At 26.1% G+C, this 15077-nt stretch carries 8 protein-coding genes; all 8 read right to left on the bottom strand.

What is annotated here, in order from left to right; all coding sequences use genetic code 4:
- The coding region (locus T397_RS04120; protein WP_036449345.1) for a hypothetical protein at window positions 1-2304 on the bottom strand (2304 nt) is incomplete at its 3' end.
- Window positions 2305-2547: 243 nt separating this feature from the next.
- Window positions 2548-6057, bottom strand: coding sequence for a hypothetical protein (locus T397_RS0103640; protein WP_027124274.1), 3510 nt, complete (start codon window positions 6055-6057; stop codon window positions 2548-2550).
- Window positions 6058-6077: 20 nt separating this feature from the next.
- On the bottom strand, window positions 6078-9323 hold the full coding sequence (locus T397_RS0103635; protein WP_027124277.1) for a hypothetical protein: 3246 nt from the start codon (window positions 9321-9323) through the stop codon (window positions 6078-6080).
- A gap of 139 nt (window positions 9324-9462) precedes the next feature.
- A complete protein-coding gene (locus T397_RS0103630; RefSeq protein WP_027124272.1) occupies window positions 9463-11112 on the bottom strand; it encodes a hypothetical protein in 1650 nt (549 codons plus the stop codon).
- Between the two features lie 7 nt (window positions 11113-11119).
- Complete coding sequence (gene fusA / locus T397_RS0103625; protein WP_027124271.1) at window positions 11120-13201, bottom strand: elongation factor G; 2082 nt, start codon at window positions 13199-13201, stop codon at window positions 11120-11122.
- Window positions 13202-13258: 57 nt separating this feature from the next.
- On the bottom strand, window positions 13259-13726 hold the full coding sequence (rpsG, locus tag T397_RS0103620; RefSeq protein WP_027124270.1) for a 30S ribosomal protein S7: 468 nt from the start codon (window positions 13724-13726) through the stop codon (window positions 13259-13261).
- Between the two features lie 22 nt (window positions 13727-13748).
- Window positions 13749-14177 (bottom strand): 30S ribosomal protein S12, encoded by a 429-nt coding sequence (rpsL, locus tag T397_RS0103615; RefSeq protein ID WP_027124269.1) that lies wholly within the window; start codon window positions 14175-14177, stop codon window positions 13749-13751.
- Between the two features lie 221 nt (window positions 14178-14398).
- Window positions 14399-15077: hypothetical protein (locus T397_RS04385; protein WP_036449343.1), on the bottom strand; the 679-nt coding region annotated here is incomplete at its 5' end.

The raw sequence follows: 15077 nt of genomic DNA, 5'->3' as shown, positions 1-15077 counted from the left end.
TTCTACTTTAGTATTTTGGTATGTAATTGCTCATGTATTATCAAAATACGAAATTGACAATAGATGTCTAAAGTTATTTAATCCTGAAGAAGAATTAGCAATAGCATTTGTGTTGACATTATATGATTTATTTGCAATTGGAACTAATCTTACACCTTGAAGTAATTCAAAATCATAAGCAATAGAATAAACATATCCACGTAATACTAATGTAGCAACAACTTGATTAAATCTTCCATTAGAACTTTCAAACACATTGTTTGTTAATTGTGGAGAAAAAGCAATAATTTTTTGACTAGCAGCATTTTTTCAACCATCTGCAACATAATTTGCTTCATTTTCAGGATTTTTATTTAATAAAATTCTTGAAAATCCAATTGAATCTTGGCTGACAGGAGAGGTCACTTGAACACCGCCGTTAGTAAATTCTGGAGATTTTTTATCTTTTAATCAAGAAGTTGGTAAAGAAAAGAAATTTGTATTAAATCTAAATTTGTAAAATTGATTTCCTTGTTTAATACAATTAAATAATGAAAATTTATTAATTGAATATGGGTCTGTTGATTCAAAAAAAGTATTTAAATAAACTTTTTCGTTTGGAAATGTAGATGCATCGCTTTGTGGTTCAAAAGCTATCAATGCAGCAATTTCACTTGTCATAACAGGTAATAACGTTAATGATTGAATAGCAGAAAATGGATATTTATAACTAGTATATGTATTCAAATATGATGAATTACCATCAGAAGAAAACTCTTGATAAGAAGCGTTAATTGATGATGAACTTACAAGAACTTCTTTATTTTGATATTTATCGTCAGTAATTTGTAATGTTTGTTGAAAATTAGTATTACGATTATTTACAGTGTTTTGAGTACTTGAACTACTAGTTGTGCTTGGACTTTTAACAACGCTAACATGATCTGGTGTTCCATATGTACCTTTTTTAATTGGATCTGTTAAATTTGTTTTAGTTACAAAACTAGCATCAAAATCAGATACATTGGGTTGCATCATTGCTAAAAACACATATGAATGAGATTGATTATTATTTTTACTTACAAGATTAATTGTTTTAGCACCACCAATAAATCAAGCTAAATTTGATATTTTATTTCTTTGCATAAATGGTAAATAAAATGCATCTTTAAGAACATTTGATCGTCTATTTTGAGAAAAGAATTTTCCATACATGAAATCATTACTATGTTGTTTTCCAGTATGATCAAAATCATAATTTGCGTATAATAAAGGAGTTGCATATGAAGTATTTTTAGTTGATACATTTATTTTGAAATCATAAAATCAAAAACTTTGATATGCATTACCACCAAAAATTAAAATCATTTTAGTGTTTGATGCATTATCTTTCAAATAAACCATGTTATTTGCATTATTCAAATACAATTGTTTTAAAATGTAAAAATCTTGATCTATAGAATCAATACTATTATTTTCTTTTTTTCCATTTTTACCTAATAATTTATAAATAACTGATTTGCTATCATCGTTTAGATATATATTATCTGAATCTTGGTTGTTAGCTGTTGAATTAGGATTTCGTGTATTTCTTATAAAAGATAATCTTGAATTTTCGTCATTTTCTTGAATGGCTTCTTCAACATAGATATGATCTCAAATATTGGTTGCTGCTTGAGTATCTGTAATTGAAATATTATTAGCCACATTAGATGAAAGTGTTGATTTATTATTAATAGCAAAATTAGGCAATCCTAAATTATATATATTACGTTGTTCAAAACTTGAACCTGTATCATACAATTGGACTACTAATGCAGGATTCTCAATTGTAAATCTAATATTATTAGCTATTGCATCAGGATCGGTTGAATTTATTTTCACTTCATTATGAACTAACAAAGCGTAATAAAAACCTAAATCATCAGTGTCAGCAACTATTTGTCGTGTTTCATAATTAGATGACGTATTATAAGTTCAATGATACAAATATTGCATTTGATAATTTAATTTAACAATAGATGCATTATTGTTGACTTTTGCAGTTAAAAAATAGTTACCATCACTATCTGTTACTTCATCTGTATTAATTTTTCCAGAATCAATACTAGAAGATGTTATTTGACCATTAAAACTAGATAATGGTTTAGGTTCAACTGTACTCTTAGTTAAATTAACACTATTTTGATTAACTAATGAATTGTTTAAATTATTTTTTTCATTAATACTATTTAAATTTATAGTTGTGGTTAAAATTATTCCAATTAAAGAAATTCCTAAAATAGAACTAATACTAAAAAATTTAGAACGTTTAATTTTATTCATTTTTCTCTCATACTTTTGTAAATTAAATTGAGCACAAATCTCAAATTAATTTTTTAAAACAAAAATTGCAATTAAACATTTTAAAAAAAAAAAAAAAAAAGGCAAGTTTTAACAAAACAAACATTTAACAAAAAACAATTTTTATTAAAAAAACCTTTTATCTTATTTACTTATTTTTAAAAAGATGATAAGGTAAATAAAATAAAAAATTTTGTTATTTGAAATTAACTTTTAAAAACAAATTTAATTAATAGACTTTTTAGATATGGATTCTGATGATTGGGCATTTGATAATGTTTTAGGTGTAGATTGATTAACATTTGTTTTAGAAGGCACATTTGGTTTAGATACTGGTTTAGATGCTGGTGTAGATTTTGAGCTACTTGCTTTAAGCATTTGTGGTCTTGATTTAATATTTTTAGAATTATCAACAAGTTTTTTGAAAACTCCACCAATAGCTGTAGTCAATGTCCCAACTTTTTGATCACTTAATTCAAAACCAAGTTTAATTGATTTTTTATGTTTTGCCATAGGAATTCCGATTCCACAACCCAAACCTATAATCAATGCAACTAAAACAATTGGGACTGCAATAATAATTGGGAATACTCAATCAGGCATTGCACTAAATCCAGTAAATAATAAACTATTAATACCATTAATAGATAAACTATTTGTTCTTGGCATTACATCATAATTTTTAGTTAAACTGTTTCATGAATAAGCAGTAAATATAGCTGATTGTGAAATAAAATTAGTATTTGATGCAACAATAATAACTGGACCTTTTGAAGGTTCAGAAGATTTAATATAAGGTTGCTTTGAAATTTTAAAAATTTCATTAATAAATTCTTGTTTAACAATCTTTATTTTCGTACCAAAATTTAATTCATTACCTGTAATTAAAGATAAATCAACAGTTTCTAATAAATTATTTAAATTTCTAGTTAAAACTTGATTTGAAACATTATTTACAAATTCACCACTACCTAATAATGCTAAACGATCTATTTCTAAAATTGTATTGTAATTATATTGTCCATAATTATCTATCAATTGACGATATGAAACACCTTTTTCAGATGATGATTTATGAATTTGGCCATAGAAAATATCATTTATTTTTTGTAAATCATCTCTAGTTTTTAAAAGCACATCAAATTGTTCATTTATTTCCTGATTATTATTTTTTGAAACATAATATGTGTTTGCAGTTAAACTATTACTCAAGCCTGTTAATCAACTAAAGTTATCACCATAAATTGTAGTGCTATTTTCAAGTTCAAATCAAGCTTTTTTTTCACCAGCACCAGGCGAAAGAATTAAAGATATATGTCCACTACTATTTTTTTGAACATTGTAAAACAATCTTTGATTTTTTCAAACAGCATCGCCATAATATTCACTAATTTCAGGTAGTTTTGTTGTTATAAAATATTCGTTATTTGTATTTTTTGATACATCACTATTTAGTCATAAACTTGATAATTCAGTATTTTGATTTACTGAATTTAAACCAACAAAATTATTTCATATAAGTTTTGGATCTTTTTTATTAGATGAAAAACTATTGTTAGTATTATATGGATCTTCACTTATTTTAAAACTAGAAGCAATAGTTGGAACAGTATCATTAAAATCTTTAATACCTGTTGCATAAATTCCAACACCTGTACTAAGTAATTGATCAGTTACATTTTTATATGCAGAAGGCGCAAAAGTAATTGAAGAATTACCAATTTTAGTGTAAGGATAATCCATATCACTATATTTGGCTGTACCAACTACATTACTATTACCAATTGACATAGATGAAGGACCGTGATATGCAATATCTTTTAAACTAGATTTAGGTTCATTTAAGTATAAAATTGATTTACCAACTTGCATTGCATAACCATAAATTGTTTTAGTAGGATCTTCAGTACTTGGCATCTTAACTTTTGTTAAACCACCAATAGATTTTAGTGAATAACCAAATGACAATGTTGGATAATAATAGTTGATTGCATTACCAATTAATAAACTTAAATTATATGAATAAGACAAATTATTATTGTTATCTGAACTAAAATTAAATATTTCTCCTATTTTAAAACTAGGTGAATAATCTCAGGGAAAAGGAGTTCTTCCATTGACAAAACCACTATAAACAGTATTAGCTTTATTTGTAGTAAAACCTGTAATTGTTGTATAAGGATCAACAATATCATTTGTTGAAAAACTGGTTGATGTTGTATGATTTTTTTTATCAAAATAATAATATGTTCCAACTGATGAAGAAACACTCATTGTTGTACCAATATCAAAATAACTATTAAATGCAAAAACATTATTAAAAGCATTTAAATTATTTTGAGAATTATTTAGTGGTAAATTAATTAAAGATTCAATACCAAAAGCTGTTCCAAACAACAATGCAGGATCAATTGAATTTGCTGTTACATCTTTTGGATCATTAACAACATTTGCGCCTGTTAGTTGCAATGATCTTTTTTCTTGAATTGTAGTAACTGTACTAGTTGAATCTTTGGCTCCTAAACGATTTTGTGATTCTTTAACTTGACCTACTGTGATTCCGGATGCTAAATATATATAACTATTTTCTGAACTAGATGCTGCGTTTGTTTGAATTCCTCCAACTGCAAGTCTAGGAACATAAGTAAAATTGTTTGTTTGTCCTATTGGTGCGTAAGATTCATTTCATCTTAAATTAGGTTTTGCAGTACTATCGTTTAAATTAGCTGGTGAATATTCTATATTTTTTAACAAATAAGCATAAGGAATACCTATATAGCTTTGATCATTATTTGTTGTATTATCATTTTTGTTAAAATCTAATTTTCACATTCCGATACTTAAAGCTTCAGGATCATTGTATATAGAACCATTACCACCAAACATAAACACATTACCATTTCTAGCAAACATGTTACCTAAATTGGTAATGTATTGTTTTCATGGTAATACCATAGTTGAATTAAGATTAGTGTTTTGGCTGATTGTATTACTTACTGATTGTCCTTTTGATGCAACATATCAAGATGGATGATCATCTTTTGAAAAAAATGATGGAGTATCTGATGAACTAGATTTTCATTGACTAGGATAATTGTCAACCATCTTTTTAGGATTAATATTTATATATGAATTAATAACATAAGATGGAGTTCAGTTATTATTTTGATATGAATTAATATTTTCAGTAATTTGAACAACAGTTGCTTGTTTTTCCTTGTGTGTAGTATTTGAACCAGCTAATTCATTATATGAATAAGGATCTACTGGATCAATATTTGTTTGTTTGTCTAATGTATTTTTTGGAACTAACAACAAATAAAGAATATTTTGATTTATTCCTTCATCTTGAACTATTTCAACAACTTTTTTATTTGCTAATTCACTATACTCACTAGGTAAATTTTGTGGATCAAATTCTCATAGAATATTACCAAATGCATCTATTCTAGTTGCACTTTGAGTTCCTGTTAAAACTACAAAACCACCATTTTTAACTTCTATTCCACTAAAATTATTGTTTTGTCAATGACGAATATTACCTACTTTTTTACCTATATTTTCTGATTGTATAGATTGATTAAATTTTAAATTTTGATTAATGCTATTTTCAATAGTTTTTTGATTTTTATTAAATGTATTATACAAACAAATTGCTGTTGCGCTAAAAATCATTAAACCTGTCAATGCTATTGTTAAATATTTATAATTAATTTTTTTATTTTTTTTATTCATAATTTTCTCTCTAAATTTTGTTAAATTGATTTTTTAGGAGCTGGATTTGCAATTGGTTTTGGTGCTACTGGCGATTTAAGTGGAACATTATTTTTAACACCTGGTTTAGCAGCTGCTCTTAACATTTGAGGTGATTTATTATTTTTAGTTTGTACCAAAATCTTTTTATAAACGCTACCAACAGCTGTTGTCAATGTATCAATTTTTTTGTTAGATGAAGCAAATCCTTTTTGTAACATTTTTTTGTTTTTATGCAATGACAATGATACAAGAACACCGATAACAGAAAATAAAATAACTACAAAAACAATTCCAGAAATAATAGTAGGTATAACTCAAGGCGCCAAAGAAGCAAATCCATCATATGAAAAAGTAGGAATATTTAATGAATTGCTGTAAATGATATTTGGATATTCTGAACTATTGAATATAGCTGATGAATAATATCTACCATTTATAAATTTCAACGCAACATCAAATTCAATGCTAGATGAAGTAGATTTTATATTAAAAATAATAGGTTCTTCTGTAGGTGTATTAGTTTGTTTATCAACTACACTTCAACCCCCTGAATAATCAATAAATTGTTTTAATAAATCTGAATTATTAATTATTTCACTAGGTCTTTTATCAAATAAATTGTTGTCAGTTAAATATTGTTTATCAACAGATTTAATAACTCCTCAAATATTTGAATTTATAGAATTGCTATTTAAATTATTTATTGAATTAGTATTAGTATTTACAATTTGAATTTCACTATTGTTATCATTGCTTAAAAAAATAAAGTTATTTTGAAAGAAAACAAATAATTTATTAATTTTGTATGAACCACTTGAAGATAAAATACTATCTAATGAAAAATCTCAAGTATCTAAATCTGGTAAATAAGTAATTTTGTAACATAAATGTTTATTTGAATTTTTATCTTGATAAGTTAAAACTCAATTATTTCCAAAATATGAAATAGACAATAAGTTAGTAAATTTATTAAGACTACTACTATCAGTTAATATAATTGAATTTCTTATTTTATTTGATAGATTAGCATATGGCACTATTCTAGATCCAAGTGCTGGTTGAATATAATCATATGTAAACGAATAAACAAATCCGCGAAAAATTAATACTGCATTGATTTGATTATAAGTTCCAAAATTAGTTTTAATTTTTTTATCTGATAATTGTGGTGAAAAACCGATAATTTTTTGACTAGCTGTGTTCGCTCAACCATCATTAAAAAAATTACTAGATGTTTTTGGATTTTTGTTTAACAAAATTCTAGATAAACCAACAGAATCATAACCAACATCAATTATTTGATCAGGAGCATCTGACGGAGCTTGAACATCTTTTATATCTTCTGTTCAATCTCTAGGATTTGAAATCATTTCTCTTGCGAAAGAAAATATTTGAAAATTATCATTTCTGTTTTTAATGCAATTAAATAACGAAAATTTGTTTAAAGAATTAGAACTTGTATTTTCAGTAGTAGGTAAATTGCTAAATGTATTTAAATAAATTTTTTCTTGTGGAAAATCACTTTTATAATTTTGAGGTTCAACACAAACTAATTCTGCAATTTCACTTGACATTATAGGCAAAATCATTTGTGATTGAATTGCTGAAAAAGGATAATAAAAATTAGTAGAAATTGTTGATCAACTACCTCTACTACCTGAAACTTGACCTAATTCAGCAAACGAAGCATTAATTGATGAAGAACTAACAAGTACTTCTTTATTATCATAATTTGTTCCTGTTTTTTGTGGATTAGTGTTTTTTGGTTCAGGTCGATTTGCCGCCGGTTCAGCTTGGCCTGTAGTATCTTTATTTAAACGATTTCATGAACTTACTTCAGTAGATGTTGCAAAGGTACCTTTTTTAATAGTTTCATCAACTATAGTTGAATTATTATTATTAAACAGTGAAGAATTAAAATCAGTTACATTTGGTTGCATTAAAGCTAAAAAAACATATGAACTAGAATTATTTTTATTTTCTTCATCAACTATATTTATTGTTTTTGCACCACCAACAAATCATGCCAAATTTGATATTTTATTTTTTGTCATAAATGGCAAATAAAAATATTTTTTTAAAACACTAGAATTAACTCTTTCTGAAACCCCATAATATTCAACTTCGTCTTGATATTTTGATGCATATGGATCAAAATCATAATTTGAATATAATAATGGAGTTACATATCAAGTATTTTTACCTTTTACATCAATTTTAAAATCGTAAAATCAAAAACTTTGATATGCATTTCCACCAAATAACAAAATCATTTTAGTGTTTGTGGCATTATCTTTTAAATAAACCATATTATTTGCATTATTTAAATATAATTGTTTAAGCATGTAATATGATTGATCAATATTATTATCACTATTTGAATTTTTTTTACCTTCTGAACCTAATAATTTATAAATTACTGATTTGCTATCATCATTTATATATACATTAGTTTCTGAACTTGTATTTTTTGCTGTCGAATTACTAGTTTTTGTACTTCTAATAAATGATAATCTCGAATTATCATCGTTCTCTTGAATTGCTTCTTGAACATAAACATGATCTCATATGTTGTCTGCTGCTTCAGAATCAGTAATTGTGTTTGATGGGTTTGCTAAATGACTAGTAATACCATTTTTATTATTTATACTAAAATTAGGTAAACCTAAATTATATACATTGCGTTGTTCAAAACTTGAACCTGTATCATAAAGTTGAACAACTAATGTAGGATTAGTGATATCAAAAACTTTATTATTATTATTTGTTGAAATAGTCAAATTTTCATTAACTAACAATGCATAAAAATAACCTATATCATCAGTATCAGCTACAATTTGACGTGTTTTATAACCATTGGTATTATAAGTTCAATCATACAAATATTGCATTTGAAAATTTAATTTAACTATTTTGGCTTTATTACCACTCTGATTTGAAGCAGTTAAAATATAATTGCCATCGTTGTCAACAATTTCATCAGTACTAATTTTTCCTGTTTCAACACCATATGATGTGATTTTTAAATCATCAATATTTGACAATGGTTGTGGATTAACTTTATTTTTAATTAAATTAGCATCTTTATTAATTATTGAATTATTAGAATTAATTTCGTTTTTATTACTACTGATATTATTTGAATTTAAAGCATTTGCTAAAACTATGCTAGTTAAAGAAATTCCTAAAATAGATATAAAAATAAAAAATTTTGAATGTTTGCTTTTATACATTTTTTCTCTCATATTTTTTCAAAATTAAATATAAACTAAAATTTAAAATGAATTTCAAAAAATAAAAATACAAATAAATATTTTATATAAAAAAAAAAAAAAAGAAAAAATTCAATAAAGTTAAAAAAATATTTTTAAAACAAAAAAAATATTAATTAAATAATTCATTATTTGTAACTAATTTATTTTCAGGAAAAACTCTTGACGGATAACCATTAAAACGATTAATGTAATTCATATCATTATCAGATACTATTACATTTTTGATGCTATTAGTTAAGCCAGCAGATACAATTATATAAATTGTTGTTGAATAACCTGCATAATAAATAATTTCTCTATTTTTTTCAGGAATTGATTTTAAAAAACCAGAAAAAATATAATATTCCATTGGTACATTTTTATTTAAAAATTTTAATCATGAATTAACATTGATATTTGGGTCAATTTCATTGATTTTATCAATTAAAGTTTTACTAATAGTTAATTCGTCTTCACGAGGGTGAGCTTTAAATAATAATTGAAGATTAGAATTGTTTATTCCACCATTTAAATTATAAAGTTTTAAAATTCTTTTAGCTTCATCTTCTAAAATTGAATTATCTAAATTATTATTGTAAGAAATTAATCTTCCTGAATAAATAATACTTTTTTTATTATTTAAAATACTTTGATCTTGATCAACAATTTTAAAAATATCTAAAAATAATTTTTTGCTTTCAAGAGTGAATGAATCATAAAGATCAATAATATTTGCATCAACAGAATAAAAAGGATCAAAATAATTATTTTGTTTAATTACATTGCTTAATTCTGTAGCTTTACCATTTGGATCATTCATATCTAAAATAGATTCACAACCTGGCAAAAAATATTTTGCAAAATAAACACCATTTTTATCATTCTTTTGCAAAGTAAATAAGGCTTGTAAAATTAAACCTCCATAATAACGATTTTTACGTAATTCTTCAATTTTTGCTTTATCGTTTTTAGAAAATATATTTCTTATTGATTCACTTAATGGGTAACCATAATAATTTTGATCTCAATAATTATTTGTTTGATTTAAAAAATTGAAAAAAGAAGTTGAAAATTTTGAAAAAGCTGTATTACCATCCGCAATCATATTAACTGATCGCATTTTTAATAGCAAACTTATGCCATTAAAAATTTTTTCATTTGCTGCAGATAATTCACTAACTGAGTTATTAATAATATTAATATATCTTTCTGCAAAATTCATAATTTGAAAATCTTCAAGATAAAAATCAACAACTAAATTTCTATTTGTTATATTGTTAAATTTTTCTTCAATAACATCTCGATGAAATTCAAAAAAACTTCAATAATTATTTCAATTTGGTATTTCAACTCAATTAAAATTAGGAAATTTTTGCTTATTATCTAAAATTGGTTTTAATAACTCTTTATTAATTCCGATCTCGCCAAGATCATCTTTTTTAGAAAATACATAAATTTCTTTATTTGGATTAATTTCTAAAACTTTAATGATGTGAGCAATTCCGCCATACTTATACAAAACTGAATTTCAATTAATTGAATACATTAAAACGTTATCAGTAAAATTAGCTTTAGAAATAGCATCAGCTAACAAACCATCTCGTTTTGTTCAATCTTGATACGTTTTTTCATTCTCTCGTTTTCGAGCAATTGAATAATCAATTACTAAATTATTGGATTTAGAAGAACAAGACGTAATTAAACAAATAAATGAAAATAAAAAAACTAAAAATAATATTGTTTTTGAAAAAGCACTTTTAATTAATTTATTTAAAAACATAAATAAACTATTTTTTGCCTTTTAATTTACTATCGACCACTTCATTTGTTATAGATTTAGGTGCTTCAGCATAATGGCTAAATTGCATAATGTAATTACCGCGACCTTGAGTAAATGAACGTAAATCAGTTGCATATCCAAACATTTCTCTCAAAGGAACTTTAGCTTTAATTACTTGAACGTTATCACGTTGTTCAGTACCTTCTATACTTCCACGTCGTGAACTAATATCACCCATGGCATCACCAAAGTTTTGTTCAGGAACAGTAACTTCAATACTCATAATTGGTTCTAATAATACTGGGTTACATTTTTTACCAGCTTCTTTTAATGCCATTGATGCAGCAATTTTAAATGCCATTTCATTACTATCAACTTCATGATAAGAACCATCATGCAAAATAGCTTTAATATCAATCATTGGATAACCAGCCAAAGGCCCGTTATTTAATGCGTCTTCTAAACCAGCTTTAACAGGTTTAATATATTCTTTTGGAATTCTTCCACCAACAATTTTATCTTCAAATTCAAATCCTTTATCATGGTTTGGTTGAAAAGTAATAACAACATGTCCATATTGTCCACGACCACCAGATTGTTTAATATATTTACCTTCAACATCAGCTTCTTTTGTAAATGTTTCACGATAACTTACTTGTGGAGCACCCACATTAACTTCTACTTTAAATTCACGACGCATACGATCAACTAAAATATCTAGATGTAATTCACCCATACCAGAAATAATTACTTGACCTGTTTCTTCATCAGTATATGTTTTAAATGTTGGATCTTCTTCAGCTAATTTACTTAAAGCTATACCCATTTTTTCTTGATCAGCTTTTGTTTTAGGTTCGACAGCTAATGAAATAACTGGTTCAGCAAATTGCATTGATTCTAAGCGAATATCAACACCTTCTTTTGCTAATGTATCACCTGTTGTTGTATCTTTTAAACCAACTATAGCACAAATGTCACCAGCATGAACTTCATTGATTTCATTTCGTTGAGATGCATGCATTTTAACTAAACGAGAAACGCGTTCTTTTTTATCTTTTCCAACATTCATTACATACGAACCAGAAGTTAATACTCCTGAATAAACACGAACAAATGTTAAACGACCAACAAATGGATCAGTTGCAACTTTAAAAGCTAAACCAACAAATGGCGCATCATCTGAACTTAGTACATCTATTTCTTTATCTGTATTTCCATCAATTCCTTTTGCAGGTGGAACATCAATTGGTGAAGGTAAGTAATCAACTACAGCATCTAATAAAGGTTTAACACCTTTGTTTCGGTATGCAGTTCCACAAAGTACAGGAAATAATGTTGCACTAACAACACCTTTACGAATACATCTTTTTATTTCTTCAACTGTTAATTCTTTGCCTTCAAGATATTTTTCCATACAAGCATCATCAAAATTAACAATTTCTTCAATCATGCTATTACGCATTTCTTGTGCTTTTGCTTTTAAATTTTCAGGAATTTCAATGATTTCATAATTTTCATTTGGACCACCATCAAATTGTAAAGCACGCATTTCGACTAAATCAATAATTGCATTGAATTCATTTTCAGCACCAATTGGCAATTGAATAGGAACAGCTTTAACACCTAGACGAGAATGAATTGAAGTTACAGCTCTTTCAAAATTAGCACCTGTTTTGTCCATTTTATTAACAAAAACGATACGAGGTACACGGTATCTTGATGCTTGTCTTCAAACAGTTTCTGTTTGTGGTTCAACACCCATTTGTGCATCTAAAACTGCTACAGCACCATCTAAAACACGTAATGAACGTTCTACTTCAACAGTGAAATCAACATGTCCTGGTGTGTCTATTAAGTTCAAATTACAGTTTTTTCATGTAACTGAAGTAGCAGCAGAAGTAATTGTAATACCTCTTTCTTTTTCTTGTTCCATTCAGTCCATTGTAGCTGCACCTTCGTGCACTTCACCAATTTTGTGTGTTTTACCTGAGTGAAACAAAATTCTTTCAGATGTTGTTGTTTTACCAGCATCAATATGAGCCATAATACCAAAATTACGGTATTGATCTAATGGGACAGTTCTTGCCATAATAGTTAATTTAAAAATTCCTTCTTGTTATTTTTTGCTTAATTTACAAATAATTTATTATCAACGCATGTGTGCAAATGCTTTATTAGCTTCAGCCATTTTATGTGTATCATCACGTTTTTTAACAGAAGCGCCAACATTATTTGAAGCATCAATTAATTCATTAGCTATTTTTTCTAACATTGTTTTTTCATGTCTTAAACGAGAGTACATTACAATTCAACGTAAACCTAATGCTATTTTTCGATCTGGTGAAACTTCTGTAGGAACTTGATAGTTAGCACCTGCAATTCTTCGAACTTTAAGTTCTAAACGTGGCATTACATTTTCTAAGGCCTTGTTAAATATTTCTAAAGGATCTTTTTGAGTTTTATCTTTAATAATATTAAAAGCTCCATAAATAATTTTTTGTGCTTGACCTTTTTTTCCGGAATACATAACTGTATTAATTGCACGAGTAACTAAAGGTGAATTAAATACAGGGTCAGGTAAAATAGTTCGTTTTTTAGCTTGATTCTTTCGCATTATTTTATTCCTTTATGTTAATCTATTTTTTAGCAGCAGTTTCTTTAGGACGTTTTGCACCATAAGCTGAGCGTTGTTGTCTTCTTTTTTCAACACCTTGAGTATCTAAAGTTCCACGAACAATATGGTAACGTACACCAGGTAAATCTTTAACACGACCACCACGTAATAAAACAACTGAGTGTTCTTGTAAATTATGTCCTTCACCAGGGATATAAGCCAATACTTCAAAACCATTAGTCAATTTAACTTTGGCATATTTACGTAGAGCTGAATTTGGTTTTTTAGGAGTCATTGTTCCTACACGAGTACAAACTCCTCTTTTTAATGGTGAATTAACTGTAGTAACTTTTTTTTCTAAAGTATTCAAATTAACTAATAAAGCTGGTGATTTTGATTTTTTTACTTTTCGTTTTCTAGGTTTACGAATAAGTTGTGAAATTGTTGCCATGAGTCCTCCAAAAATTAACAACTTTTTCTGGTGTATAAAATGTAAGTTTTAAAACCTTTCAAATTATACATAAATAATTAAATTTTTGTGCAAATAATTTGTTTAATTTGCAGTTTTTCATTAAATTAAAATTTAAATCAAAAAAGATATAAAGTTTTAAGATTTGTATTTCTTAATTAACTTTATATCTTTATCGAAATTATTGTTTTTTATTTTATCAATTAAATTTTAAATGTTAAAATATTTGGTTGAGATGGTTGACCATTAGGTGGAACAATACTATCAAAATTTGGCATTTCTTGTGAACCTAAAATTTCTATCTCATATTTTGAAAATTTTCATGTTATTAATATGTCATTTTCTTTTTCTTCTGCTGATAATTCGATAATCGAAAAATTTTCTTCACTTGATTTATCATTAAAAAATTCTTTTAATTTAATGTTTATATTTTCAATACTTTTATCATTTTCATTATTTAACAAATTAGCAAAATCATTTGAAATTAATTCATTAATTTGTTTAATAAAATCATTTTTAAAATTATCAATTTTTAAGAAACCAGAAATTTCTTTTGGAGAAGTACTATTGCTAATTTCAATTCCTTCTTTTGTTACAGTGTAAGTAATTGTTAATTTGCCATCAGTATTGTTTGCATCTACAGTTAATAAATTATCTTTAATTTTAAATCCATTTTCATTAAAGAAATCATTTATGTTTTTTGTAACATCAGCAACTTTTGTTGAAGCTAAAACATTTTGATCTGCACTTATTGAATCAAGAAATGTATTTATTTCTCCTTCAAATTTTGTTTTAGCTTGATCAGATGTTTGAAAACCAGAAATTTCTTTTGGAGAAGTACTATTGCTAATTTCAATTCCTTCTTTTGTTACAGTGTAAGTA

This window comes from Mycoplasmoides pirum ATCC 25960 (assembly GCF_000685905.1).
GTDB classification, from domain to species: Bacteria; Bacillota_I; Bacilli_A; order Mycoplasmatales; family Mycoplasmoidaceae; genus Mycoplasmoides; species Mycoplasmoides pirum.
This window is presented reverse-complemented; position numbering and strand designations above follow the sequence as displayed.